Below are 26313 nucleotides of genomic sequence, written 5' to 3'. Positions count from 1 at the left end.
ATGGCAGTCAAGCGAGCACCGTCGAAGAAGGTTCGCGCCGAGCAGGCCCGCCGTCCGAAGAAGAACCCGCTCATCGCCGCCGGCATCGAGACGGTCGACTACAAAGACGTGAACCTGCTGCGTACGTTCATCTCCGATCGCGGCAAGATCCGCAGCCGCCGGGTCACCGGGCTCACCCCGCAGCAGCAGCGCCAGGTCGCTGTCGCGGTGAAGAACGCCCGTGAGATGGCGCTGCTGCCGTTCACCAGCCGGTAGGCGTACTCCGCCCACGAGCGAGCCGAAAGACCCCCGATGCGCCTGCGCCGGGGGTCTTCGTCGTCGCTACCGAATCCGGATCACGGGATGGTCAGTACCTGTCCCGGGTTGATCGCGTCCGGGTCGGGAATGCCGCTGGCGTCGGCGATCTCCTGGTAGCGGTTGCCGTCGCCGTAGAAGCGCTCGGCGATCGCCCACAGGGTGTCGCCCGGCTCGACGGTGTAGGTGCGCGGTTCGGGGGCGGGCGGCGGAGGCGGCACCTCCTCCGCGGCCGGGGCCGCGACCTGCTCGTGCACCGGTTCCGCCGCCGGCTCCGGGGCGGGCAGCGGAGTGTCGGTGTTGGTGCCCGAAGCCCACAGCGCGCCGCCGTCCGCGCCGTACAGCACGACATTGCGATCGGCCTGTACGACCAGCCGCTCGGCCGCCCGGCCGTTGGTCTCGGTCGCCCAGGCAGCGCCGTCACTCTTGTAGAGCACGAAGTTGCCGTCGTCCTGCAGCACGGCCCGCTCCACACCCTGGTCATGCGTCTGGGTGGCCCACACTACATTTCCGCCCGGCTCGGACAGCACTAGATTGCCGTCGTCCTGCAGGGTGAGGGTGTAAGCCCCGCCCTGGAGGGATTGACCCCGCCCGAGTTCTTCCCCTACGCGCAGCGTGTCGGCCACGATACTTCCTTTCCGGAAAAGCTGGTAGAGCATCCGACATGATTTGCGCCGCAACAGCTCTGGCGCGCATCCCCGCAGAACTTACTGCCCTCGAACGTTTTTCGGAGCTATTACGCGCACGGTTCGCGGAAAGTTCACTGTGGGGTTCGTCCCAGTGCACCACGCCCCCGCCGTGGCGATACGCGAACGAGCGCCCGGACTAGGGTGTCGGTATGGATCGGATCCAGGCCGGACGCGCCGCCACAGCTGTCGCCGTAGTGCTCGCCTGTCTCGCCGCCGCGGGCTGCGGCGGCTCGGACGACGAGGCGAAACCGCCGAGCACGAGCACGACCCCGAGCGCGGCGCCGCGCACGCCGAGCGAGGACCCACGCGGGAACCAAGGCAACGAGTTCACCGCCGATCCGACCATCGTGGGGGCGCATCCGATCCCGTTCCAATCGTGGACTCGATTGGGCGACAACAAGATAGCGGTGAACTTCGAAACCGGATCGCCGGAGTGCTACGGCGTGGACGCCACGGTCACCGAGACCGCGTCGACGGTCACCGTCGAACTGCGCTCGGGCAGCCGCGCCGAGGCGGTCGGCCGGATGTGCACCATGATCGCGGTGTTCGGCACCTTGGCGGTGCCGCTGAAAGAACCGCTCGGCAACCGCACCGTGCTCAGCGCCGTCTAGGACGCCGTACCGCATGGCCGGGGCCTCCGCGCCGCACGGATTCGCCTCCGCCTTCCCCATCCGGGAGGCCAGGTAGCTACCGGCTTGCGCCGATGTTCAGCCGAAGCGCCTTCCGGTGAGCAATCCGCGGCCGCGTCATCGCCGCCGGAACGAAACGCCGCGTCGGACCTTCGATCCGACGCGGCGTTCCAGTACTACCGATCTCAGTGGGCGAAGTGACGGGCCCCGGTGAGATAGAGGGTGACGCCAGCCTCACGAGCGACGTCGATCGTCTCCCGGTCGCGCACCGAGCCGCCGGGCTGGACGATGGCGCGGACACCGGCCTGGATCAAGGTCTGCGGACCGTCCGGGAACGGGAAGTAGGCGTCGGAGGCCGCCACCGAACCTTTGGCGCGGTCTCCCGCCCGCTGGACCGCCAGGCCGACCGCGTCCACGCGGTTGACCTGCCCCATGCCGACCCCGACCGAAGCGCCGTCGTGCGCGAGCAGAATGGCGTTGGACTTCACGGCCCGGCAAGCGCGCCAGGCGAAGGCCAGATCGGCGAGCGTCTCCGCGTCGGCGGGCTCGCCCGCGGCCAGCGTCCAGTGTGCCGGGTCGTCGCCCGGCGCGTCCAGCACGTCACGCTGTTGCAGCAGCGCCCCGCCGCTGATCGGGCGCAGTTCGGCGCCCGCGCGCACCGGTGCCTCGGCGACGAGGATGCGCACGTTCTTCTTGCGCTGCAACACTTCCACGGCGCCGTCGGCGTAGGACGGCGCGACGATCACCTCGGTGAAGATCTCGGCGACCTGCTCGGCCAGCTCCACGGTGACCTCGCGGTTCGCCGCGATCACCCCGCCGTACGCGCTCACCGGGTCGCAGGCGTGCGCCTTGCGGTGCGCCTCGGCGATGTCGCCGCCGAGCGCGATGCCGCACGGGTTGGCGTGCTTGATGATCGCGACGGCCGGGGCCTCGTGGTCGTAGGCGGCGCGCCAGGCCGCGTCGGCGTCGACGTAGTTGTTGTACGACATCTCCTTGCCGTGCAACTGCCGCGCCTGCGCCAGACCGGGGTTGCCGTCGGCGTTGGCGTACAGGGCGGCGGACTGATGCGGATTCTCGCCGTAGCGCAGCACCGCCGACCGCTCCCAGGTGCCGCCGAGCCATCCGGGGAAGCGGGTCTCCGTGTCCTCCGCCGCGTCACCGGCGCTCAACACGTTGGTCATCCAGCTCGCGACAGCCACGTCGTAACTCGCGGTGTGCTGGAACGCCTTGGCCGCCAACGCCGTACGCTCGGCCAGCGTGAAGCCGCCGGACTGCACCGCGGCCAGCACGTCGTCGTAATCGCCGCTGTCCACGACCACCGCCACCGACGGGTGGTTCTTCGCCGCGGCGCGCACCATGGACGGCCCGCCGATATCAATCTGCTCCACGCACTCGTCGGGGGTCGCGCCGCTCGCCACGGTCTGTGTGAACGGGTAGAGGTTGACCACCACCAGCTGGAACGCTTCGACGCCGAGCTCGGCCAGCTGGTCGACGTGCTCTTGCTTGCGCGAGTCCGCCAGGATGCCCGCGTGCACCCGGGGATGCAGCGTCTTGACCCGGCCGTCGAGGGTCTCCGGGAACCCGGTCAGGTCCTCGACCTTGGTCACCGGGATGCCCGCGTCCGCGATCCGGCCCGCGGTGGACCCGGTCGAGACCAGCTCGATGCCGGCGGCGTGCAGACCGGTCGCGAGCTCCACGAGACCCGTCTTGTCGTAGACGCTCACCAGCGCCCTGCTGATCGGCTTGCGTTCACTCACCGGAGAACTCGCTCATCTGGGATAACTGCCTTTCGTCCGTCGGAGACAATGCCTCGCGTCGCGACGGCGGCGACGACCTCCGCCAGCAACCGTCGCTCGACAACTTTGATGCGTTCGTGCAGGGCGGACTCGTCGTCACCCGGCAGCACCGGCACCGCCTCCTGCGCGAGGATCGGTCCGGTGTCCACGCCCTCGTCGACCAGGTGCACGGTGCAGCCGGTGACCCGCACGCCGTAGGCGAGCGCGTCACGCACACCGTGCGCGCCGGGGAAGGCGGGGAGCAGGGCGGGATGGGTGTTGATGATGCGGCCGCCGAAACGGTCCAGGAAGGCTGGGCCGAGCAGTCGCATGAAGCCCGCCGACACCACCAGATCCGGGTTGTGCGCGGCGACCGCTTCGGTGAGCTCGGCGTCCCAGGCGGCGCGATCCGGGAAGTCCTTCACCGCCACCCGGAAATGCGGCACGCCCGCGGCGTCGGCGTGTGTGGTGGCCGCGCAGAGCCGGTCGACACCGACCGCGACGACTTTCGCCGGGTAACCGGGGGCGGCCGTGGCGTCCAGCAGGGCGCGCAGCAGCGAGCCGGTGCCCGATGCCAGCACGACGACGGTGGCCGGCGTAGCTGCGGGCTTCCACGAGGCGTGCGAGGACGTCAGCGCTCTACTCCCTGATCGTTCGGATGGCGGATGGATGCGGCACCGCCGGGTTAGAGCCTAACGACCGTCCACCCGGTCACTGTCCGGCAGGTCCGCCTCGACCACCTCGGCGTCGACGATGTCGGCCCCGGCGTGGTCGTGGTAGCGGACGCGGGTCTCGATCGCGGGCGGCTCGTCGACGAGTTCGGCGTCCAGCGGGCCCTCCAGCTCCGGCTGGTCGTAGTCGTAGTGGTCGTCGTCGTAGCCGTCGTCGTCGTGGTAGTCGTCGTCCTCGTAGTAGTCGTGGTCGTCGTAGTAGTCGTCGTAGTCCGCGTCGTCCTCGTCGTCCGCGTCGGAGTAGTCGTCGTAGGGATCGGCGTAGCCGCCCGGCGGGACGCCGACCGGCACCAGGAACCAGCGCGCGAAAGCCAGCCCCGCGTAGCCGGGAATCGCCAGCCAGGCGAACGCAACGAGGGTGAAGATCGGCAGGTCCAGGCCGACCCGTCCGACCTCGCCGAGGTCGCCGCCCGCGACCATCCCGGCCACCGTCAGCGCGAGCGCGGCGAGCGCGGCGGAGGTGAGCGTGGCCCACGGCGCGGTGATCCGGTCGGTGGAGGTGCGCGCGAGGTCGAGCCCCCCGAGCACGCCGACTGCCGCGGGGATCAGCAGCAATACCGGCCACCATCCCGCCGCGGGCCCGGTCGGCACCGCGGCGAGCAACGGAAACGCCGGGATGGGGCCGCCGACCACCGAGAACACCCCGAAGGACGCGACGCCGATCTGCGCGCTCGAACCGACCAGCACGCCGACGGTCTGGATCACCAAGTTCGGCAGGTAGGCCAGCGAGAGCACGGTCAGCCCGACGACGCCACCGAAATCGCCCGCCGATCGGTACATCTCGCCGAGGCGCGGAATGTGCGCGAGGAACGAGATCACCGCCACCGCCGTCGCGCAGACCAGCAGGCGCAGCGTGGAGCGGCCTGCGCCGTAGAGGCCGGAGACCACCCAATCGGGCATTCGCAGCAGCGCGAACAGTTGCTGCCGCAGGCGGACCGCGATACCGATGGCGGCGGCCAGCAGATACAGCGCCGCGACCCACGCGAACGCGGCGAGGGTGTTCGGCGGTTGCAGCGCGATGACCCCGGAGGCGTCTTCGGTGACCGCGAGGCAGACGGAAGTGACCAGCAGCGGACCGCCTACCGCGGCGCCGACGATCCACCCGAGATCCGCCCGGGTGCACTGCGGTTCGACGGCGCGCGCGGATTCCCGCGCGGCCAGCCAGACCAGCAGGGCGGTCGGCAACAGCGGAAGCAGCCCGAGCGAGGTCTTGCCGATCACCAGCGGCACCTGATGCACGGCCAGCCAGGACGCGGCGACCGCGCCGGACGCGCCATCCAGATCGCTGCCCGCCGCCAGCAGCGTGCCGAGCACGAGCACGACGAGGGTGGTCAGCCCGAAGGCCGACGGGCGGCCCGCGACGGCGATGAGCACCCTGGACCGCTCCGGGGTGAGCGACAGAAACCCGGCTTCCTCCGCGTCGGGGTCCGGCTGCGACGCGCGCGACCCGCCGATCCGGCGGGTCGAGGAGTTTCTGGAGGAGCTCATGGCATTTCAGCGTGGCATCCTCCCCGGCACGAACGGGTCAGGCGCGCCGCAGGCACGCGACCGCCGCCGCGGGGAGGATGCCGCTGAATTCCTACTTGTTGTTGTCGTCGTTCGAGGGACGGAAAGCCTGGGTGGCGTCCGAAGAGGGGTCACCGCTCTGCTCGCCGCCGAACGGCTTGTTCTGCTGGCTCGGCTGGGCCTGCTGCTGGCCGTAGCCCGGGGAACCGTAGGGCGACTGCTGGCCGGACTGCTGCTGGCCGCCGAAGTGCTGGGTCACGCTCTCGTCCGGGCGCGGCTGCGCGCCGTAGGGCGAACCCGGCTGCTGGGACGCACCGTAAGCCGTGGTCGGCTGGCTCTGGCCGTAAGGGGACTGCTGCTGGCCGTAGGACTGGCCCTGCTGCGCTTGACCGTATCCGGGCTGGCTCTGCCCGTAGGGCGACGGCTGCCCCGCCTGGGACGGGAACTGCGGCGGCGCGGCCTGCGCGCCGTACCCGGACTGGCCGTACGGGCTCGCGCCGTAACCGGGCTGCCCCTGGCCGTAGGACTGCTGCTGGCCCGGTCCGTACGACGGTTGCTGCTGGCCGTAGCCGCCCTGGCCGAAACCGCTCGGCGCGGTGGCCGGGCGCGGTGCGGGCGCCTTGAGGATGCCCGTCTCGAACAGCGTCGCGGCGATCGCCACGGCCGCCTGCACGAAGGCCAGCACGAGCAGGACGAACGCTCCCGCTTTCAGCTCACTGCCCTCGCCGAAGTTGAACGACTGGAACAGCAGCGCGATGAAACCAGCGGTCGAAGCCGCGGCGGCCGCGCCGATCCAGTTCTGCTTCGGCAGCAGCGACAGCCCGGCGAGCAGACCGCCGAGCAGCAGCAGGCCGAGCAGCGGAGTACCGGAGGCCACCTCGAAGAGGTTGGCCGTCTCGGGCGCGCTGACCCGGCGGCCGCCGATATCGACCGGCTTGCTGCCGAGGAACGGCAGGAAGCCGAGCAGGAAGTTGATCACGCCGAGCGCCGCTACGCCGACCACCAGGAAGAACGGCAGACCTTTGGCATCGGAACCGGTAGCGCTCGAACCTGAAGTGGCACCACCCGTGGCCGGGCTCTGGCTGGATGGCGCTGAGGGCGAGGGTGTGTTGTACCCGGAGCCCCCGGTCGGGTAGGACATGTCGTCGTCTCCTAAATCGAGTCGTACATGGTCTTCACGGCTGGATTACTTCTGACGCTACTGCACTCCCTCGCCCAGGTCACCCCGCCGCGACGGCCGGGATGAGCGGATCCGCCCGTATCCCGGCAGGTCGCGGCAGATGTCCGGCGCGGAGTCTTCAGCGAGACCACCTACCGCTCCTCAGAACTGTTTCCCGCGATGGCGATTTTCACACCCGCGGATTCTCAATAGCGGGGAATTCCCGGCGAAAGTCGATGAACCATCCGCCGCGTTGCCTCGTGTCAACAAGCGAAGGGGATCACGGATCCCCGGCAGCGCGCCCAGTTCCGCACGTGGCTGGTCAGGACGCTCGGCTGCTGCCCAAGCCTGAGCCCACCGCCACACATGACGAAGGCCGCCCCCCGAATTCGGAGGCGGCCTTCGTGCGCGGAGGAGAGATCAGGCGCTGATGCTGGCCTTCTCGAGGATCTCGCGAGCCAGCGCGGCGGTCTCGGACGGCGTCTTGCCGACCTTCACGCCCGCGGCCTCCAGCGCGTCCTTCTTCGCCTGGGCGGTGCCCGACGAACCGGACACGATGGCGCCCGCGTGGCCCATGGTCTTGCCCTCGGGAGCGGTGAAGCCCGCCACGTAGCCGACGACCGGCTTGGTGACGTTGGCCTTGATGTAGGCCGCGGCCCGCTCCTCGGCGTCGCCGCCGATCTCGCCGATCATCACGATCAGCTTGGTCTCCGGGTCCTTCTCGAACGCCTCGATGGCGTCGATGTGGGTGGTGCCGATGACCGGGTCGCCGCCGATGCCGATGGAGGTCGAGAAGCCGAAGTCGCGCAGCTCGTACATCATCTGGTAGGTCAGCGTGCCGGACTTGGAGACCAGGCCGATCGGGCCCTTGCCGGTGATGTTGGCCGGGGTGATGCCGACCAGCGACTCGCCCGGGGTGATGATGCCGGGGCAGTTCGGGCCGATGATCCGGGTCTTGTTGCCCTTCTCCACGTTGTAGGCCCACGCGTAGGCGGTGTCCTGCACCGGGATGCCCTCGGTGATGACCACCAGCAGCGGGATCTCCGCGTCGATGGCCTCGATGATGGCGTCCTTGGCGAACTTCGGCGGCACGAACGCGATGGACACGTCGGCGCCGGTCTCCTTGATGGCCTCGGCGACGGTGCCGAACACCGGCAGCTCGACCGCGTTGCCGTCCTTGTCGGTGTGCGCGACGGTGGTGCCCGCCTTGCGCGCGTTCACACCGCCCACGATCTGGGTGCCCGCCTTCAGCATCAGCGCGGTGTGCTTGGTGCCCTCGCCGCCGGTGATGCCCTGGACGATGACCTTGGAGTCCTTGTTCAGGAAGATAGACATTCTTTTCGTCCTTACTCGGCCGTCGTTATCGGGCGGCTGCCAGTTCGGCGGCCTTGTCGGCGCCTTCGTCCATTGTCTGCGCCAGCGTCACCAGCGGGTGCGCGGCGTCGGCCAGAATCTTGCGGCCCTCGTCGACGCGGTTGCCGTCCAGGCGGACGACCAGCGGCTTGTTCGCCTCGTCGCCGAGGATCTCCAGCGCCTTCACGATGCCGTTGGCGACCGCGTCACACGCGGTGATGCCGCCGAACACGTTCACGAACACGCTCTTGACCTGGCTGTCGTTCAGGATGACGTCCAGACCGGCGGCCATCACCTCGGCCGAGGCGCCGCCACCGATGTCCAGGAAGTTGGCCGGCTTCACGCCGCCGTGGCCCTCGCCCGCGTAGGCGACGACGTCCAAGGTGGACATGACCAGACCGGCGCCGTTGCCGATGATGCCGACCTCGCCGTCGAGCTTGACGTAGTTGAGGTCGTTCTCCTTGGCCTTGAGCTCCAGCGGGTCGGTCGCGTCCTTGTCCGCGAACGCCTCGTGCTCCGGGTGGCGGAATCCGGCGTTCTCGTCGAGGGTGACCTTGCCGTCCAGCGCGAGGATCTCGTCCTGCGGGGTGCGCACCAGCGGGTTGACCTCCACCAGGGTGGCGTCCTCCGCGACGAACACCTCCCACAGCTTCTGAATGGTCACGGCGGCGGCGTCCAGCACGTCGGCGGGCAGGTGGCCCTGCTCGGCGATCGAGCGCGCGAACGCCAGATCGACGCCCTTGACCGCGTCGACCGGGACCTTCGCCAGCCGCTCCGGCTTGGTCGCGGCGACCTCTTCGATCTCCATGCCGCCCTCGACGGAGCACATGGCCAGGTAGGTCCGGTTGGCCCGGTCCAGCAGGAAGGAGATGTAGTACTCCTCCGCGATGTCCTTGGCCTCGGCGACAAGGATCTTCTTGGTGATGTGGCCCTTGATGTCCAGGCCGATGATGTTCTGCGCGTGCGTGAGCGCGTCCTCCGGGGTCGCGGCGTACTTGACGCCACCGGCCTTACCACGGCCACCGGCCTTCACCTGGGCCTTGATCATCACCGGCTTGCCGATTTCCGCCGCGATGGCGCGGGCGTCCTCGGCCGTGTCCGTGACGCGGCCCTCGGACGAAGGCACTCCGTGCTTAACGAAGAGCTCCTTCGCCTGATATTCGAAGAGATCCATGTACTCACCGTCTCGTCTGCGTTGCGATGACAACGTCTTTGTTGGCGGCCCGACGTCGGAAGCGGGTCGGGTCGGACTCTAACCAGTCACATGGAGGGCCAATCGGCCACGTTCATCCTAAGTGGCGCAGGTCACCCGGCGTCGCCCGGACCGGCAAAACCCCTGGCCAACGCTACTGGCGAGTAGGTTGCTGGCACCGCGCCAGGTAGAGCGGGCGAACCCATGGGCGGAGCCGGATCTACTACGAATTGTCGTTGAACAACCTCTCCGGGGTGCCCATACAGCAGTGAGTTATTCCACGGGCTAAGCGTGATCAATCTCACATGTTTGTTACGGACCAGCCGCACCGCTTGTCGCCGCTCAATCATTTCGTTACCGTCAATGCGGTCGATGTCACAACACGGTCACGACTAGGAGGACGGCAAGCTTTGACGCAGCACAGCGCTCCGCAGATGGAGAGCCGCTCCGTATTCGACCGATCGACGCCGCTGGTCAGGCGGCTTCCGAGTTCCACCAGCTTCACGATGTGGCACCGCCGATGAACCACAGCTCCACCTTCGCTCTCACCGATCGCTCGCGGACGGGACATCGTTACCGCCCCGACGACGAGCCCTTCGCCCCGAGCGCACACGCCGAACCCTCGTTCGACCAGCACCACGCCGGGTACGAAGCCGCGCCGCAGGCGCAGTACGACTACTTCCAGGCCACCGGCGCCGGCTACGGCTACGACGCCGAACAGCCCGTCCACGACGCGGGCTACGAGCAGCCGGCCTATCAGAACGCGGCCTCCGACGACTCCTGGGCCACGAACAACGCGTGGGCGCAACAGAATTGGGCGCGGCAGGAGACCTGGTCCGACGGCGGCGCATGGAACTCCGGCGACGCGTGGGCCGAACAGGAGGCGTGGGCGCCCGACGAGCGATCCTGGGTGTCCGACACCGGCTGCTGGGCGCCCGAGGAGTCCTGGGCCACCGAGACCGCCGAGCCCGAGGCTCCCGAGGAGCCGCGCACACCCGCTCTCCCGACCGTCATCCCCGGGCGCCGTGCCGCGAACAAGCGCGGCGGCGCGCATCGGGTGGCGGCGCCGCCCGCCGCTCTGAAGGGACGCGCCGCGGTCGCCGCCGTCGCCGCGGGTGCGGTCGTCGCGGCCGGACAGGCCGCGTTCGCCTCGCCCGAGCAGCCGTCGCAGGCGGTGGACTACGAAGCCGCCGGCCAGATCCATGAGATCGCCGCGCAGTCGATGAACGTGGCCGATCCGACGGCGGCGCCGGACTCCCCGCAGGTGCTGAACGTCTCCTCGCCCGCGCACCTCGATCAGTTCAACGACATCCTGCAGAAGGGCCAGAAGTACGCGGAAGACCTCGCTGCCCAGGAGGCGGCGAAGCTTCGCCCGCTCTTCAGCAAGTTCGCCGCGGGCACCTTCACCTCCGGCTTCGGCATGCGCTGGGGCGTACAGCATCTGGGCATCGACATCGCGGGCCCGATCGGTACCCCGATCTACGCCGTCGCCGACGGCACCGTGATCGAAGCCGGGCCCGCCTCTGGCTTCGGCATGTGGGTCCGCCTGCTGCACGACGACGGCACCGTCACCATCTACGGCCACATCGACACCGCCACGGTGTCCCAGGGCCAGCGCGTGCTCGCCGGCGACCAGATCGCCACGATCGGCAACCGCGGATTCTCCACCGGTCCGCACTGCCACTTCGAGGTCTGGCTGAACGGCACCGACAAGGTCGACCCGCTGCCCTGGCTGGCGACCCGCGGCATCAGCCTCGGCCCGCAGCGCGACTGAACGGCGCGCCGTGGCCACGCGCTAGTGGTGGCTCCGGCGCACGGAGTTCGGGTGCCTTACGGCCATCGGGTTCGCGTCGGCCGGGCATTCTCGTCCCCGCACCGCGGATTCGGTACATGACGATGCGCACGATTCCCCCGCGCCCGCCGACGGATTAGCGTCGGGCTCATGGCACGACGTACAACGACGTACACGCAATTCATCGCGATGCCTGCCGAACGGATTTGGAGTGTGCTCGGCGATCCGACGCGATGGCCGGAGTGGAACCCGGGCGTCGCCGCTGCGCGGCTGGACGGACCGGTCGCGGTAGGCAGTACGGGAACCTACGTGCCACGAGGGCGGGCGCATCGCGGTCTGCACGTGCGCACCGCGCTGCCGTTCGTCGTCGCCGCCGTGCGGCCGGAGCGGGAGCTGCGCATCGAACAGTCCGAACCGCTCGGGCGGATGCGGCTGAGCTGGACGCTGACGCCGCGCGACGGCGGCACCGAAATCACCCAGCGATTGACCTTTCTAGGCCTGTCAGCCGGTATGGCTCGGCTGCTCACCACCGGCTTGCTCGAATCCGATGTGCGGGTGGGATTCGCCCGCTTGGCCTTCGCGGCCGGCCTCCAGCCCGGTGCCGACGCGCTCACGGTGGTCATCCCCGGCGGCACCGGCGGACTCGGCAGGCACGTCGCCGCAGACCTGACCTGTCGCGGCCATCGCGCCGTCATCCTCACTCGTCGTCGCGATCCCGAGCTGCCTTTCGATCAAACGGAGTGGGACGGCAGATCGGTCGGTGCGTAGGTTGCGACGCTGCGTAATCCGGTCGCACGGCAATCGTCAACCTCGCCGGGAAACTGGTGGACTGCCGTCCGACGGCGCGGAACATCGCCGAATTACGCGACAGCCGAGTCGATTCCACCCGCGCCCTGGTCGCCGCCGCCGCGACACGCGACGCGCCGATCGACTATTGGGTGCAGGCGAGCACTACCGCCATATGGTCGGACGCGGACGAAACCCGCTGCACCGAAAGCACTCCCCTACCCGTCGGGCTACCGCAGATGACCGGCGTCGCCGAACCGTGGGAGCGGTCCTTCGACCCCGCCCACGCCGCACACTGGACCATTCTGCGCACCTCGATCGTGCTCGACCCGCAAGCGCCCGCCTTGCGACGCCTCACCCAGCTCACCCGGGTGGGCCTCGGCGGTCGAGTCGGCTCCGGCAACCAGTGGTTCAGCTGGATCCACATCGACGACTGGCTCGCGATCGTCCGCGCCGCCCTCGGCCTCGATCCGGCGATCGAACTGCCCAACGGAGTTCTGGTGGCCGCCACCGACGCACCGGTCCGCAACCGCGAGCTGATGCGCCTCCTGCGCAAACACCTGCACCGGCCACCCGCCCCACCCACGCCCGCACCCCTACTGACCCTCGGCGCGATCCTCCTCCGCTCCGATCCGGCCCTCGGCCTCACCGGCCGCCACGCCACCTCGGAGGTATTGCCGAAGGCGGGCTTCACCTTCCGCTATCCCACCCTCGACAAGGCGTTGGGGGACCTGCTGCCCCACTGACCAATTCCAGGTGCGTAGAAGGGCCTGCCACGCCGAGCATGATGGGGCCATGACAGTTTCGCAGCCCCCTCTGGAACCGATGCGGCCCGTAGAGCAGTTGCGGCGCCCGCCGCGAGCCAGGCCCCGAAGACGCATACTCAGTTGGCCGTTCGCGTGGGGACTCGCGCTCGGTCTCAGTGCGGGCGTGCTCGTAACAGTCCTGGCGGCAGTCAGCCTATTCATGCATCACACTGACACGGTCCGCATATATCCGACATGGAGCGGCACGTATGCCGCCGCCGTAAAGCGGACACACAGCCGGATGGACATCGACGCGTACGAGGTATGGCTCGGACCGCTGTTCGAAAGCGGGGTGTCACGCGGTCACGTCATCACGATCCCGCTCGGCTGGAGTACCGAACCACGGATCGACTGGACCCCGGACATGGTTGTCCTGCGTTTCGACCCGGGTGGGGAGATCCGCGTTCCCATCGCGATGGTGCTGGACAACCGCTAGTTCGACGTATTCGTCAGTTGATGGGATCTGAACCCCACGGCAGCGTGGATGGCAGAACCGTCACGTGGCCGCGCCTGCGAACAGTTCCGGGGCGACCTTCCGCACCTTCCGCATAACCTTCGATGCGCGTTCCGAGGTCACGGTGGACAGAAGGGGCAGTGCGGGCCGCCACAGTTTTGCCGCGTCCTCATGCCGTCCCAGACGCCACCGGATCAGTCCCGTTTCCGCTGCGGAGAGCGCATGAATTCGAGTATGTGTTTCGGGATGCCACATCGAATGCGACAGGAAGAGATACCGCTCAGCTTCGACGTAATCACCCAAGGCGGCGAACGCTTTCGACGTCTGCCTGGCTACGCTCGCTTTGTTCGGACACCAGAGCGCTGCCCAGCGGGGTAACTCGGTGGTGATTTCCGTATCGATCCACGGCTCCGCCTCCCGCAGAGTATTCCGCGCTGCTCGATGCTGCCCCGTTTCGGCGTAGCAGCGCGCCAGACCAACCAGGAACAAGGACATGGTGTCCGGGCCTACTTTGTCGCGCGCCACTGCCACACCGCGTTCGGCAAGCTCGGCCGCGTGCTGCGGCTGTCGTACATCGGTGGCGTGTAACCCGAGCATGCGGAAGCAGAAGCCGTCCTGTCCCGGAACACCGGATTCCTCCGCCAGCCGCAACGCCGAAAGGAAGTACCGCTGGGCGATGCCGTCCTCCCCCGCGTCATGGGCTTTGAAACCCGCCAGGTAGGCCAGCTCTGCCGCAGAGCTGAACGCCGCGGAGCGGACCGTCGAATCGGCGAACCGCGACCGCAGCAGCGACGCGACATCCGTGCTCAGGAACTCGGCGACAGCGGTCCGCCCGATACCGCCACCCTTGACCTCGTCCAGGCCGAGGAACGCGTCCGTGATCCTCTGCACAGCACGCACTTCCGGCATGCCGACACGCGCGGATTCATCGACTCGGGCCAACCGGGCCATATCCGACTGCGGCACCAGCGCTGTCGCGGAAAGCGCCGCGCTGTAGACGGACGTGCGCAGGAACGAGCGGCGGTCGACATCGGCTCGGCCCAACATACTGACCAGTGTGACAGGATCGCAGGTCACTTCGCCGCATGCGCGCGCATAGGCCGCGACCACGTCGGGCGAGGCGGCGCGTGTCCCCGTCTCGACATGGCCCAAGTAGCTGCGTGAAAACGGGATGCGCGCCGCTAGCTCGGCGAGTGAGAGCCCCGCCGCCTGCCTGGCGGCTCGCAGACGTTCCCCGATGTCAGGAGGAAACCCCCCGTCCGTCCCCATGCGTGCATGGTAGGCGGATCAGTAGACGCGTTGTAGCCGTTTTCCCAGTCCAGAGCGGGGTTTTCCGCGCGACGCTTGCAGCCGCACCCACCCGGCGGGCGCGTCCCTGCCGACCGGAACGGACGCATCGCAAGCCGTGAGCGGCCTGCGGTGACTATCACCCCGCCGGGTGGCGTGCGCCGAAACGACAAGCGAGCACAGCAGGGGTGAAACGCGATGGGGTTCGACTGGTGGCGAGACGGCGAGCAAGACGACATGTCGGCGCAAGCGATCATCGATCGGGTGGCGGCCGAGTGGCGTGCCGCACGGGAACGCCAACGGCTTCGCGCCGAGCAACCCGACGCCGGAATGTGGCCTACCGGGTGGCCGCACGAAGCGCCCGACACTCCATTGAGCGTTACCGAAGCGCACCTGGCCATGCAACGACACAGGGCATGCCGAACCGATCAATGCCCACGCAAGGCGGCGGCCCGGCAGACGCTCATCGAAGCGGGGCGGATGAGGCCGGACACTTCGCGTGAGCCACGCTGAACAGCTGGGAGCGGTATCGGCAGGTGACCGGATGAGTACTCAGCCCGACCGGGCGGCCGCCGACGCGATCTTGTGATCGACGATCGGGGTTGTCGCGCCGGACACTCCGAGCGCACCGATCAGGACTCCGCCCGTTTCGATCAGGACACCGCCGCCGTGCGGCACGAACGGTTCGCCCGAGGACACCGCCCCGGGCAGCAGGTGACCCGGGTCGTTGAGCGGGGCCATCTGAATGGTGTCGAAGCCGAGTGCGATCGCGGCGGCAGCTTTGTGCTGGGCGGCGTCGATGGTGGGCAGCGACGCGCCGGGCATGCGTGCGAAGGCCATCAGATTGCCGTCGGCGTCGACCACCGCGATCGTGACCGTTTCCCCCGGTCGGTCGCGGCTCGGCGGGCGGCGGCGACCACGGATTCGGCTCGGTCGAGCGAGATCGTCATGGATCCAGAATGACGTACCACCGACGGAACCGGCCGCGGCGACCGCGCCTACGGCGCCGCGGCGATCGCGAGGCCGACCAACGCGACGACCTTGGCGACCTCCAGGCCGATGTACCAGTAGTGCGCGTGCGAGCGCGGCAGTTCCTCGCCCGCGAGTACGCGATCGGACCGGCGGGTCAGCGGCGGGCGAACCACCACGATCTGAACGGCCAGCACGACCGCGGCCACGCCCAACCACACCCAGGTCGCGGTGCCGGAGCCGACGATCAGTGCCGCGAGCACCAGTAGCGCGGCGAGCACGGCCTCGGCGATGTTCAGCGCGCGGAACACCAAGCGGCCGATGCCGAGCCCCAGCGCCAGCGTGACGCCGGGGGCCCGGAACTTCAGCGGCGCTTCCAGGAACGAGATGGCCAGCACCATGCCGAGCCAGAGCATGGGCAGGAACCACAGGATGTGCTGCGCGATCGTATCCACGTCGCGGACCCTACCGGCGCGAGCCGGACGCGGGCAGGGGCCGAAGGCCCGCGCGGGTCAAAGCTTGACCAAGGTCCGGCTGTACTGCGGAATCAACCGGATCTTGCCCGCGGTGCCGAAATCGATGGTCACCGTGGCCAGCGGCCCGAAGCCCTCCGCGGCGATCACACGGCCGAGACCGTACTTGTCGTCGCTGACCCGATCGCCCACCGCGAGCACCAGGTTCGTGTTGTTGCGGGTCGCGCCGCCGGGAGCGGGCCTGCGCGGCCCGCGATCCCGCAGGCCGGGCCGCGGCTCCGACCATCCGTCGCCGCGCGTCCAGTCCCGCTCCAACCCGTCGTCGTCCCCGCCACGCCGCCGGATGCCGCGCGTCCCGGGCGAGCCGGCGGGCTCCAGCCGCCGCCAATCGATGAGATGACCCGGAATTTCCTGCAAGAATCGCGATTCCGGGTTCGACACCGGCTGCCCCCAGCCGGACCGCACCACCGCACGCGTCAGATACAGGCGCCGCCGGGCCCTGGTGATGCCGACGTAGGCGAGGCGGCGTTCCTCGGCCAGCTCGGTCGGATCGCCGAGCGCCCGCATGTGCGGGAACTGCCCGTCCTCCCAGCCCGTCACGAACACCACGGGGAATTCCAGGCCCTTGGCGGTGTGCAGCGTCATCATCGTGACCACGCCGGAGCCCTCGTCCGGAATCTGATCGGTATCCGCCACCAGGGAGACCCGCTCGAGGAACGCGGCGAGCGAACCGGGATCCGGCTCCCCTTCGCCCACCTCGGGCAGCAGCCCCTCCTGGCGGGCCGCCTCCGCGTTGTTGTGCGCCTCGGAGCTGAACTCCCGCGCGACACTGACCAACTCGTTGAGGTTGTCCAGCCGGGCGCCGTCCTGCGGGTCGTCGGACGCTTCCAGTTCGGCGCGATAACCGGTCCGCTCGAGCACCGCCTCCACGACGTTACCCACGTCGGGGAAGTCCGAGTCGTCTCGCTCACCCGCCGCCCGGATGTCGTCGAGCAGATCGAGGAAGCCCGCGATGGCTCGCTGCGCACGCGTGTTCAGCAGCGCCACTTTGCCTTCGGCGGCGTCGCGCAGCGCGGCGGCGAAACCGATCCCGCGCTGCTCGGCATGGACCGCCACACAGGCTTCGGCCCGGTCGCCGATGCCGCGGCGCGGCGTGTTCAGGATGCGGCGCATGCTCACCGCGTCCTCCGGGTTCTCCAGCACCCGCAGGTAGGCGACGATGTCGCGCACCTCTTTGCGCTCGTAGAAGCGGACGCCGCCGACCACCTTGTAGGGCAGGCCCATCCGGATGAAGATCTCTTCCAGCGCGCGGGAGTTGTTGTTGGTGCGATAGAACACCGCGACGTCGCCGTAGTTGGCCTCGCCCTGGTCGACCAGCCGGTCGATCTCGCGGGCGACGAACGACGCCTCGTCGTGCTCGTTGTCGGCGACGTAACCGGTGATCAGATCGCCCTCGCCGGAATCGGTCCACAGCTTCTTGTCCCGCCGGTTCTCGTTGCGCGAGATCACCGCGTTGGCGGCGGAGAGGATGTGCTGGGTGGAGCGGTAGTTCTGCTCCAGCAGGATGGTTTCGGCGTCGGGGAAGTCGCGCTCGAACTCCTCGATATTGCGGATGGTCGCGCCGCGGAAGGCGTAGATGGACTGGTCGGCGTCGCCAACCACGCACAGTTCACTCGGCGGCACCCGGTCCTCGGCCCCGTCGTCCACGTGGTGGCCGACCAGTTCGCGGACCAGGACGTACTGCGCGTGGTTGGTGTCCTGGTACTCGTCCACGAGCACGTGCCGGAACCGGCGGCGGTAGTACTCGGCGACCTGCGGGTGGTTCTGCAGCAGCGCCACCGTCTCGCCGATGAGGTCGTCGAAGTCCAGCGCGTTCGCCGAGCGCAGCCTGCGCTGATACTCGGTGTAGACCTTGGCCACCAGGCCGGGCAGCTCCGTGTCGTCCGATTCCGCGTCCGCGGTGGCACGGGCGGGATCGATGAGTTCGTTCTTCAGATTCGAAATCGCGGTCGCGAGCAGGCGTGCCGAGTACTTCTTGGTGTCGATGTCCAGGTCGCGGCTGATCATGGTGAGCAGGCGCCGCGAATCGTCCGCGTCGTAGATCGAGAAGTTGGAGTTCAGCCCGGGCAGCAGCGCGGCCTGGGTGCGCAGGATACGCACGCAACTGGAGTGGAAGGTCGACACCCACATGCTGTTCGCGCGCGGACCGACCAGCCCGGTCACCCGCTCTCGCATCTCGGCGGCGGCTTTGTTGGTGAACGTGATGGCGAGCACCTGGCCCGGGGTGACGCCGCGGGCGGCCAGCAGATAGGCGATGCGGCGGGTGAGCACGGCCGTCTTGCCCGAGCCCGCGCCCGCCACGATGAGCAGCGGCGACCCGGTGTGCACGACCGCCGCGCGCTGCTGCGGATTCAGGCCGTCGAGCAGGCGTTCGGCCTCCTCGGCGCGACGCTGCTCGCGCTCGACGCGCTGCCGCTCGCGCTCGGCGTCCGTCGGCGGCGCCTCCGGAATGGCGGCAGGCTGCGACCCCTCCGCTGCGTTACCGCCGGCGAACTGCGGTTTCGATGTCGGATCCGGGTGCACGACCCGACCGGCCTGCGTCTTGGGAGCCACCGTGATGTCCATCGCCCATCCACGCTACCGGCGGCCACCGACAGAGATGAAGCCCCGGGTGACATCGGTATCGGTTCGGCGCCGGAGGACTGAACGGCGGATGAACTCCCCCTGGTGGGAAGCACCGGCGAAACGACCTGCGTTTCTCGCGCGATTCCCAAACGTATACGTTTTGCATACCCCCCAGCCCGTGGCACACTGGCGACATGCTCAGCGTTTTCGCAAGACATCCGATTCGGCTGCCAGCCGGACGCCGGGTTCGCGGAGCCTGTACCTGAGCGCACCTTCTGGGGGGACAATCAAGGCCCCACCAGGTCTGTTTCACGGTGAAAGAACTGGTCGGTAACGAGCCGCGAGCACGCGCCGATCGATGTTCTGACACGAGGAGATGAATGATGAGCACCCCTGCCACGACGACCGGATCCGAATCCGCGCTGCCGCAGACCGAGGCCGAGATCGACAAACTCCGCAAGGAGATCGACCGTCTCGACGCGGAGATCCTGGCCGCGATCAAGCGCCGGACGGAAGTCTCCCGGATCATCGGCCGGACGCGCATGGCGTCGGGCGGGCCGCGCCTGGTGCACAGCCGCGAGATGAAGGTGCTGGAGCGTTTCAGCGAGCTCGGCCAGGAAGGCCACACGCTCGCCATGCTGCTGCTTCGCCTCGGCCGCGGCCGGCTCGGCCACTGAACTGAGAGCCACGCGGCGCTCGCGAGACCGTCGCTTCCGAACAGGCCGCCCCGGGTGTGAAGGCCCCGGGGCGGTCGTTTCATGTCCACGGCCGGATGCGGCCGCCTTCGCTCACGTGAGCGCGATGTACTTGGTGGACAGGTACTCCTCGATCCCCTCCGTGCCGCCCTCGCGGCCGAAGCCGGACTCCTTGACGCCGCCGAAGGGGGCGGCGGGGTCGGAGATGACGCCGCGGTTGACGCCCACCATGCCGGATTCCAGGCCCTCGGCGATCCGCAGGGCGCGGTCGAGGTCGCGGGTGTAGACGTAGCTGACCAGTCCGAATTCCGTGTCGTTGGCGGCGGCGAGCCCCTGCTCCTCGGTGTCGAAGCCGACGATCGGGGCGACCGGGCCGAAGACCTCCTCGCGCAGGATCCTGGCCTGCGGCGGGACGTCGCTCAGGACCGTCGCCGGGTAGAACCAGCCGGGGCCGTCGGGCGCCTTGCCGCCGATCAGCACCCGCGCGCCCTTCGCCACGGCGTCGTCCACCAGCTCGCCGACCGTGCGCAGTTGCTCCTCGTTGATCAGCGGGCCCAGCGTGGTGTCCGGATCGGCGCCCGGCCCGAGCCGCACGCTGCTCTCCATCGCCTCGACCAGCTTGGTGGTGAACTCCTCGAGCACGCTGTTGTGCACGTGGAAACGGTTGGCGGCGGTGCACGCCTCCCCGCCGTTGCGCAGTTTGGCCAGCATCGCGCCCTGCACGGCGGCGTCGACGTCGGCGTCGCCGAACACGACGAACGGCGCGTTGCCGCCGAGTTCCATCGAGGTGCGCAGCAACCGGTTCGCGGATTTCTCCACCAGCTTCTTGCCCACCTCGGTGGAGCCGGTGAAGGTGAGCTTGCGCAGCCGGGAATCGTCGAGCAGCGGTTGGGTCACCGCGCCGGAGCGGCTGGAGGTGAGCACCGACAGCACGCCGTCGGGCAATCCCGCCTCGCTGCACAGCTGCGCCAGCAGCAGCATGGTCAGCGGCGTCGCCGAGGCGGGCTTGACGATCATCGTGCAGCCCGCGGCCAGAGCCGGGCCGATCTTGCGCGTGCCCATGGCGAGCGGGAAGTTCCACGGAGTGATGGCCAGGCAGGGGCCGACCGGCTGCTTGTGCACCATGATCCGGCCGGTGCCGGAAGGCGCGTGCAGGTAGCGCCCGTGCACCCGGGCGGCCTCCTCACTGAACCAGCGGAAGAATTCCGCGCCGTAACGCACCTCGTTGCGGCTCTCCGGCAGCGCTTTGCCCATCTCCAGGGTCATCAGCAGGGCGAACTCCTCCGCGCGGGCGGTGATCCGCTCGAACACCGCGCGCAGGATCTCCCCGCGCTCCCTGGCGGGCGTGGCCGCCCACGAGTCCTGCGCCGCGACGGCGGCGTCGAGTGCGCGCAGCGCGTCTTCCGGCGTCGCGTCCGCGACATTCGTCAGCACTTCGCCGGTCGCGGGATTGTGCACCGGGAAAGTACCCGCCCCGGTGGCGTCGACCGGCCGTCCACCGATCCACAACTGCGTCGGCACGGATTCGAGAAGTTCACGTTCGGACACCATGACGCCAGCCTATGCCTCCCCGGCGCCAGCGCAGCGGGAACGCGCGCCACCGCGACCCGGGGCAGACACGGCGTGTCGCGGGCGGCCGCCACCCGGCGAGTCCGGTGTGGCACAGAGGATTTTCACCTCGGCATCGGCGCAGGTCCGGCCGACTCTCCGCGTACGCGCCCGTGCGCGCGGCGATGCCTGCTTGTACTCTCGGCGAACGTGAGCAGCGACATCACCGCGACGGCGGCATGGCGGAAACTGCACGATCACCACGGCACCGTCGCGGGACGACACCTCAGGGAGTTCTTCGCCGACGATCCGGCCCGAGGCGGCGAGCTGACCGTCCAGGTGGCGGACCTGCACATCGACTACAGCAAGCACCGCGTGAACCGGGAAACCCTGCACCTGCTGGTCGAATTGGCCCGCGAGGCGGGCGTGGCCGAGCGGCGCGACGCGATGTTCCGGGGCGAGCACATCAACACCTCCGAGGACCGCGCGGTCGGCCACGTCGCGCTGCGACTGCCCGAAGGCTCGACCATGATCATCGACGGCGTCGACGCGGGCGCCGAGGTGCACCGGGTGCTGCGGCGGATGGGCGAGTTCACCGACGCGCTGCGCTCCGGGGCGTGGCGCGGGGCGACCGGCGAGCGCATCACGACGGTGGTCAACATCGGCATCGGCGGGTCGGACCTGGGTCCGGTCATGGTGCACCAGGCGCTGCGGCACTACGAGGACGCGGGCATCGGCGCGCGGTTCGTCTCCAACGTCGATCCCGCCGACCTGGTCGCGAAGCTGGACGGGCTGGATCCGGCCACCACGCTGTTCATCGTCGCGTCCAAGACCTTCTCCACCCTGGAGACGCTCACCAACGCGACCGCGGCCCGGCGCTGGCTGGTCGCCGCGCTCGGCGAGGACGCCGTGGCCAAGCACTTCGTCGCGGTGTCCACCAATGCCGAACGGGTCGCGAAGTTCGGGATCGACACCGACAACATGTTCGGGTTCTGGGATTGGGTCGGCGGCCGGTACTCGGTGGCCTCGGCGATCGGCCTGTCGGTGATGGCGACCATCGGCAAGGAGCGCTTCGCCGAGTTCCTCGCCGGCATGCACGCGGTGGACCGGCATTTCGCCGAGGCGCCGCTGGAGGCGAACGCCCCGGTGCTGCTCGGGCTGCTCGGCGTCTGGTATTCGAATTTCTTCGGCGCGGAATCGCACGCCGTGCTGCCGTATTCGAACGATCTCGCCCGTTTCCCCGCCTACCTGCAGCAGTTGACCATGGAGTCCAACGGGAAGTCGGTCCGGGCCGACGGCACTCCGGTCACCACCGCCACCGGCGAGATCTTCTGGGGCGAACCGGGCACCAACGGCCAGCACGCCTTCTACCAATTGCTGCACCAGGGCACCCGGCTCGTCCCGGCGGACTTCATCGGATTCGCGCAGCCCACCGACGATCTGGCGACCAGCGACGGCACCGGCAGCATGCACGACATCCTGATGAGCAACCTGTTCGCGCAGACCAAGGTGCTCGCGTTCGGCAAGACCGCCGAGGAGATCGCCGCGGAGGGCACCGATCCGGCGATCGTGCCGCACAAGGTGATGCCGGGCAACCGTCCCTCTACAACCATCCTCGCGCCGCGGCTCACCCCGTCCGTCGTGGGCCAGCTCATCGCGCTCTACGAGCACCAAGTCTTCGTGGAGGGCACCATCTGGGGCATCGACAGCTTCGACCAGTGGGGTGTCGAACTCGGCAAGCAGCAGGCGCTCGCCCTGGCCCCGCTGCTCACGGCGCCGGAAGACCCGCAGGCGCAGGACGATTCGTCGACCGACTCACTGATTCGCTGGTACCGCGCGCACCGCTGAGCCCGGCCCGCGTCCGCGGCGTCAGTCGGCGCCGCCGGCCGGGCGGTTGCGTTGAGCTTCGTCCAACTGCTGAATGATGTGCGAGGTCGAGATCGCGATCAGGATGCCGATGACGCCGAGGTCGAAAGCGACCTGCACCATGGTGGCCACTTTCGCGGCGGTACCGACCGCGTGCACGTCGCCGTAGCCGATCGTGCCCAGCGTGACCATCGTGTAGTAGAGCGCGTCGGTGCGCGTGTGCAGGCCCTCGAACTGACCGGGGGCGCGCAGTTCCAGCACGTAGTAGTAGAGGGCGAAGAACGTCACGACGACGCAGACCACCAGCAGCACGTCGTTGATCCGTCCGACGGTCGCGCGGGGATCCCTGACGTACCGCCGGATGCGCCACCGGGCCAGCCAGATCAGCCCGGCGACGCCGACGACGAACGCGAGCAACGCCGGCACGCCGGACAGTCGATCGAAAGACACCGCCTCCAGCGGCAAGAAGTAATAGAAGAGCAGAGCGCACACCACGGCCAGCAAATTGTGCAGGGCCCGCGAAAATCTGCCGACTGCGCGATTCTCCGTCATCCCCTCATCATCGGCCCAGGTAGAGCACCTGAGCCGGGGCACGCGCCGGAGGACGCGAGGTCGCCTTCGAATGTCGTGGATCCAACGCCCTCCAAGTGATCCCTATCACATGACGTCACGCCGATCGCGCACCCGGTGTCTTGTGCTCGAACCTCGAAGCGAAGGAGACACCATGACTGGCAACACCGAGGTGGTCGTGGTCGGCGGCGGATACGCCGGCGTCATGGCAGCCAATCGCCTGACGCGGCGGGACGACGTGACAGTCACCCTGGTCAACCCGCGGCCGCGTTTCGTCGAGCGGATTCGCCTGCACCAACTGGTGGGTGGGTCGCACGAGGCGATGGTCGACTACGGGGAGGTCTTGGCCGAACGCGTCCGGCTGGTGGTCGACACCGCGATCCGGATCGACGCGGCCGAGCGTCGCGTGTGGTTGGCGTCCGGCGGCCCGGTCGGCTACGACTTCCTGATCTACGCGGTGGGCAGTGGCAGCGCCGACCCGAGTGTGCCCGGAGCGGCCGAGTTCGCCTACCCGATCACCACCCTGGAGGAGGCCCAGCGGCTGCGGCCGGTGCTCGACGCCACGCCCGTGACCGCCTCGCTGACGGTCGTGGGAGCCGGTGCCACGGGCATGGAGACGGCCGCCGAGCTGGCGGAGCAAGGCCGCCGGGTGACGTTGCTGTGCGGCGGCGCGCTCGGTCCGTATCTGCATCCCAGGGGTCGGCGCTCGGTGTCCAAGCGGCTGGCGAAACTCGGTGTGACCGTGCTCGAAGGTCCCGAGTCGAGGGTGACGTCGGTGACCCGCGAGACCGTGCGGCTCAGCGGCGGCCACACACTGTCGAGCGCGGTGACCATCTGGACCGCCGGATTCGGCGTGCCGGATCTTGCCGCGCGCAGTGGACTGAGCACCGACGTCACGGGCCGCCTGCGCACCGACGAGACGTTGACGAGCGTGGACGACGAGCGCATCGTCGCCGCCGGGGATTCGGCGGCGCCGTCGGACCTGCCGTTGCGGATGAGCTGCCAGACCGCGCGCCCGCTCGGCGCACACGCTGCCGACACGGTGCTGGCCCGGATCGCGGGAGCCCGGCCCGCGGCCATCGACGTGGGTTACTTCGGCCAGTGCATCGGCCTGGGCCGGCGCGCCGCCACCGTACAGTTCGCCTCCCGGGACGACATCGCGAACCGGTTCTACCTCGGCGGCAGGCTCGCGGCGAAGATCAAGGAGTTCGCCTGCCGGAACGTCGTCAAGGAATTGGCGGACGAGGCGCGTGAACCGGGTTCTTTCACTTGGGGATTCGAGAACGACAAGCGCGGGCGGCTGCTGGAAGCCGAGCGCGGCGACGCGCTGGCCTCCACCTGAACGGGTCATGCACCACCGTCCTGCGCCGGGCGGTGTCCTACGCTCGACCGCGCCGATCCGGTGGATCGGATGGAATGACTCGCAACGAAAGGGACCTTGCCGGTGGATGCGACGCGTGCAGGCGGACGGCAACCGTGCCCGGCCGGCCCGGAGAGGGCCGGACGATGAGCGGCCATGCCACCGACCCGGCGACCGAGGCTTTCGTCGCGCACCGAAACCTGCTGTTCACCGTCGCCTACGAGATGCTGGGGTCCGCGGCCGACGCCGAGGACGTCCTGCAGGAGACCTGGCTGCGGTGGGTCGAGGTCGACTCCGACCAGGTGCGCGACGAGCGCGCGTATCTGGTCCGGATCACGACCAGGCAGTCGCTCAACCGGCTGCGCACGATGCGGCGGCGCAAGGAGGCGTACGTCGGCCCCTGGCTGCCCGAGCCGCTGCTCACCACGCCGGACGTGGCCGAGGATGTGGAACTGGCCGAGAGCATGTCGATGGCGCTGATGCTCGTGCTCGAGACGCTGTCGCCGACCGAGCGCGCCGTCTTCGTGCTGCGCGAGGCGTTCGGCATCGGCTACGAGGAGATCGCGGCCGCCGTGGACAAGACCCCGGCGGCCGTGCGCCAGATCGCCCACCGCGCCCGCAAACACGTGGACGCCCGTCGTCCGCGGTCGGTGGTCTCCGTGCAGGAGACCCGGGCGGTCCTGGAGTCGTTCCAGCGGGCGCTGGAGACCAGGGACCTGCAGGGCCTGCTGGACGTGCTCGCTCCCGATGTGGTCGTCGTCAGCGACGGCGGCGGAGTCAAGCAGGCGGCGCTGCGGCCGATCGTCGGCGCGAACCGGGTGGTTCGCTTCGTGACGGGCGGTCTGGGCAGGACCGCGGCTACGCTCACCATCGGTCCCAGCGTGGTCAACGGCAATCCCGCACTCCTGTTCAGCCTGGACGGTGAACTCGACGGCGTGATGGCGGCCCGTGTCGAGAACGGCCGCATCGCCGGTCTCTACTACGTCCGCAATCCGGAGAAGCTGACTCGCGTCGGATCCGAGACCGTTCTCACCCGGCGCTGAGTGGCGGCGGGGCAACCACCGTGTAGCTGCCCGCATGCTCGCGCAGCACGAGGTCGGCGCGCTCCTTGGTGGTGGCGACGAGATCGGCGTTCGGCAAGTCACTGCGGTACACCTTGTCGCGCGCCGCCGCGGGCGTACGCCCACCGCGAAGATGCCTGTCCAGCAGGCGATCCTCGATCGTCTCCCGCGCGGCGTCCAGGTACCAGCATTCGTCCAGGAGGGTGCGGACCACCGACCACCGCCGCGTTCCGAAGTCGTCGAGCAGCAGGTAGTTTCCCTCGGTGAGGACGATGGAATGCCGGTCGAAGACCACCCCGCCCGGCACCGGGGCATCGACGGACCGGTCGAACGTGGGCCACGGCACCGGCTCGCCCACCGGTGTGGTGCGCAGGCGGCGCAGCGCCGCGATGTAACCGTCGACGTCGAACGTGTCCGGCTCGCCCTTGCGCGCAAGGCTTTCCGTGGCCCGCAAGACCTCGTTGCTCAGGTGAAATCCGTCCATGGGAGCGATCTCGGCGATCACGTCGCCCGCCGCGGCGTTGATCGCGTCGCGTAACGCCACCGACAATGTCGACTTGCCCGCGCCCGGCGGCCCCGCGATGCCGAGCAGGAACCGTCCCCGCGCGGCCCCGTCCCGCAGCCGCCGGACCAGCCGGCTCAATGGTCTCTCGACGAACTCCCCTGCCACCGCCGCCACACTACCTGCGCCTT

24 protein-coding genes are annotated in these 26313 nt (G+C 69.2%); 10 read left to right on the top strand and 14 right to left on the bottom strand.

Going from position 1 to position 26313, the window contains the following annotated elements:
• Window positions 1-255 (top strand): 30S ribosomal protein S18, encoded by a 255-nt coding sequence (gene rpsR / locus ABZ552_RS08765; RefSeq protein ID WP_011211513.1) that lies wholly within the window; start codon window positions 1-3, stop codon window positions 253-255.
• 80 nt (window positions 256-335) lie between these two features.
• Here the strand turns inward: rpsR and ABZ552_RS08760 are convergent, their stop codons facing one another.
• Window positions 336-920 (bottom strand): LysM peptidoglycan-binding domain-containing protein, encoded by a 585-nt coding sequence (locus tag ABZ552_RS08760; RefSeq protein WP_281877493.1) that lies wholly within the window; start codon window positions 918-920, stop codon window positions 336-338.
• 212 nt (window positions 921-1132) lie between these two features.
• Here ABZ552_RS08760 and ABZ552_RS08755 point away from each other — a divergent pair, with 212 nt between their 5' ends.
• The gene (locus tag ABZ552_RS08755) at window positions 1133-1594 is read left to right on the top strand and encodes a hypothetical protein (RefSeq protein WP_357436261.1); all 462 of its coding nucleotides are present in this window, start codon (window positions 1133-1135) and stop codon (window positions 1592-1594) included.
• Window positions 1595-1797: 203 nt separating this feature from the next.
• On the opposite strand, the gene purH is transcribed toward ABZ552_RS08755, so the two are convergent.
• From purH to sucC, 6 genes are all read right to left on the bottom strand, one after another.
• The gene (gene purH, locus ABZ552_RS08750; RefSeq protein ID WP_281877487.1) at window positions 1798-3369 is read right to left on the bottom strand and encodes a bifunctional phosphoribosylaminoimidazolecarboxamide formyltransferase/IMP cyclohydrolase; all 1572 of its coding nucleotides are present in this window, start codon (window positions 3367-3369) and stop codon (window positions 1798-1800) included.
• On the bottom strand, window positions 3366-4022 hold the full coding sequence (gene purN, locus ABZ552_RS08745) for a phosphoribosylglycinamide formyltransferase (protein WP_357436363.1): 657 nt from the start codon (window positions 4020-4022) through the stop codon (window positions 3366-3368). Before purN ends, purH begins: the two co-directional genes overlap by 4 nt.
• 57 nt (window positions 4023-4079) lie before the next feature.
• Window positions 4080-5606: a DUF6350 family protein gene (locus tag ABZ552_RS08740; RefSeq protein WP_357436259.1), complete on the bottom strand. Its 1527-nt coding sequence runs from the start codon at window positions 5604-5606 to the stop codon at window positions 4080-4082.
• A gap of 91 nt (window positions 5607-5697) precedes the next feature.
• The gene (locus ABZ552_RS08735) at window positions 5698-6765 is read right to left on the bottom strand and encodes a DUF5336 domain-containing protein (RefSeq protein ID WP_357436256.1); all 1068 of its coding nucleotides are present in this window, start codon (window positions 6763-6765) and stop codon (window positions 5698-5700) included.
• Between the two features lie 438 nt (window positions 6766-7203).
• Window positions 7204-8118 carry a succinate--CoA ligase subunit alpha gene (sucD, locus tag ABZ552_RS08730; protein ID WP_039801159.1) on the bottom strand — a complete coding sequence of 305 codons (915 nt, stop codon included), beginning with the start codon at window positions 8116-8118 and terminating at the stop codon, window positions 7204-7206.
• A 25-nt stretch (window positions 8119-8143) separates the two neighbouring features.
• Window positions 8144-9310 (bottom strand): ADP-forming succinate--CoA ligase subunit beta, encoded by a 1167-nt coding sequence (gene sucC, locus ABZ552_RS08725; protein WP_281877481.1) that lies wholly within the window; start codon window positions 9308-9310, stop codon window positions 8144-8146.
• A gap of 928 nt (window positions 9311-10238) precedes the next feature.
• Between sucC and ABZ552_RS08720 the strand changes: the two genes are divergently transcribed.
• From ABZ552_RS08720 to ABZ552_RS08705, 4 genes are all read left to right on the top strand, one after another.
• A complete protein-coding gene (locus tag ABZ552_RS08720) occupies window positions 10239-11102 on the top strand; it encodes a M23 family metallopeptidase (protein WP_281880734.1) in 864 nt (287 codons plus the stop codon).
• Window positions 11103-11270: 168 nt separating this feature from the next.
• Window positions 11271-11888, top strand: a complete 618-nt coding sequence (locus ABZ552_RS08715; protein WP_357436253.1) for an SRPBCC family protein — start codon at window positions 11271-11273, stop codon at window positions 11886-11888.
• 56 nt (window positions 11889-11944) lie between these two features.
• Window positions 11945-12652, top strand: coding sequence for a DUF1731 domain-containing protein (locus tag ABZ552_RS08710; protein ID WP_357436251.1), 708 nt, complete (start codon window positions 11945-11947; stop codon window positions 12650-12652).
• Between the two features lie 301 nt (window positions 12653-12953).
• Window positions 12954-13148, top strand: coding sequence for a hypothetical protein (locus tag ABZ552_RS08705; RefSeq protein ID WP_281917245.1), 195 nt, complete (start codon window positions 12954-12956; stop codon window positions 13146-13148).
• Between the two features lie 60 nt (window positions 13149-13208).
• On the opposite strand, the gene ABZ552_RS08700 is transcribed toward ABZ552_RS08705, so the two are convergent.
• The 4 genes from ABZ552_RS08700 to pcrA form a co-directional block, all read right to left on the bottom strand.
• A complete protein-coding gene (locus tag ABZ552_RS08700) occupies window positions 13209-14435 on the bottom strand; it encodes a helix-turn-helix transcriptional regulator (RefSeq protein ID WP_357436249.1) in 1227 nt (408 codons plus the stop codon).
• A gap of 570 nt (window positions 14436-15005) precedes the next feature.
• The gene (locus ABZ552_RS08695) at window positions 15006-15377 is read right to left on the bottom strand and encodes a heme-binding protein (RefSeq protein ID WP_357436361.1); all 372 of its coding nucleotides are present in this window, start codon (window positions 15375-15377) and stop codon (window positions 15006-15008) included.
• Window positions 15378-15451: 74 nt separating this feature from the next.
• Complete coding sequence (locus ABZ552_RS08690; RefSeq protein ID WP_357436247.1) at window positions 15452-15877, bottom strand: hypothetical protein; 426 nt, start codon at window positions 15875-15877, stop codon at window positions 15452-15454.
• Between the two features lie 57 nt (window positions 15878-15934).
• Complete coding sequence (pcrA, locus tag ABZ552_RS08685; RefSeq protein WP_281877474.1) at window positions 15935-18520, bottom strand: DNA helicase PcrA; 2586 nt, start codon at window positions 18518-18520, stop codon at window positions 15935-15937.
• Window positions 18521-18903: 383 nt separating this feature from the next.
• Between pcrA and ABZ552_RS08680 the strand changes: the two genes are divergently transcribed.
• Entirely contained in the window at window positions 18904-19197 is a 294-nt protein-coding gene (locus ABZ552_RS08680) for a chorismate mutase (RefSeq protein WP_159843126.1), read from the top strand.
• A 111-nt stretch (window positions 19198-19308) separates the two neighbouring features.
• Here the strand turns inward: ABZ552_RS08680 and ABZ552_RS08675 are convergent, their stop codons facing one another.
• Window positions 19309-20766, bottom strand: coding sequence for an NAD-dependent succinate-semialdehyde dehydrogenase (locus ABZ552_RS08675; RefSeq protein ID WP_281877473.1), 1458 nt, complete (start codon window positions 20764-20766; stop codon window positions 19309-19311).
• Window positions 20767-20973: 207 nt separating this feature from the next.
• On the opposite strand from ABZ552_RS08675, the gene pgi reads away from it, so the two are divergent.
• Window positions 20974-22611 (top strand): glucose-6-phosphate isomerase, encoded by a 1638-nt coding sequence (gene pgi, locus ABZ552_RS08670; protein WP_281917240.1) that lies wholly within the window; start codon window positions 20974-20976, stop codon window positions 22609-22611.
• A 21-nt stretch (window positions 22612-22632) separates the two neighbouring features.
• On the opposite strand, the gene ABZ552_RS08665 is transcribed toward pgi, so the two are convergent.
• A complete protein-coding gene (locus ABZ552_RS08665) occupies window positions 22633-23181 on the bottom strand; it encodes a potassium channel family protein (RefSeq protein ID WP_281877471.1) in 549 nt (182 codons plus the stop codon).
• A gap of 172 nt (window positions 23182-23353) precedes the next feature.
• On the opposite strand from ABZ552_RS08665, the gene ABZ552_RS08660 reads away from it, so the two are divergent.
• Together ABZ552_RS08660 and ABZ552_RS08655 are read left to right on the top strand one after the other, a co-directional pair.
• Window positions 23354-24541, top strand: coding sequence for an FAD-dependent oxidoreductase (locus ABZ552_RS08660; protein ID WP_357436244.1), 1188 nt, complete (start codon window positions 23354-23356; stop codon window positions 24539-24541).
• Window positions 24542-24705: 164 nt separating this feature from the next.
• Window positions 24706-25602, top strand: coding sequence for an RNA polymerase sigma-70 factor (locus ABZ552_RS08655; RefSeq protein WP_281877467.1), 897 nt, complete (start codon window positions 24706-24708; stop codon window positions 25600-25602).
• Here ABZ552_RS08655 and ABZ552_RS08650 read toward each other — a convergent pair.
• Window positions 25589-26290: a nucleoside/nucleotide kinase family protein gene (locus tag ABZ552_RS08650; RefSeq protein ID WP_357436242.1), complete on the bottom strand. Its 702-nt coding sequence runs from the start codon at window positions 26288-26290 to the stop codon at window positions 25589-25591. The genes ABZ552_RS08655 and ABZ552_RS08650 overlap by 14 nt on opposite strands.
• Window positions 26291-26313 lie beyond the last annotated feature (23 nt).

Origin of the sequence: Nocardia sp. NPDC019219 (assembly GCF_040632645.1) — a bacterium.
Classification (GTDB): Bacteria; Actinomycetota; Actinomycetes; order Mycobacteriales; family Mycobacteriaceae; genus Nocardia; species Nocardia sputorum.
Note: the sequence above shows the minus strand (reverse complement) of the source record. Positions and strands in the feature narration are given on the sequence as shown.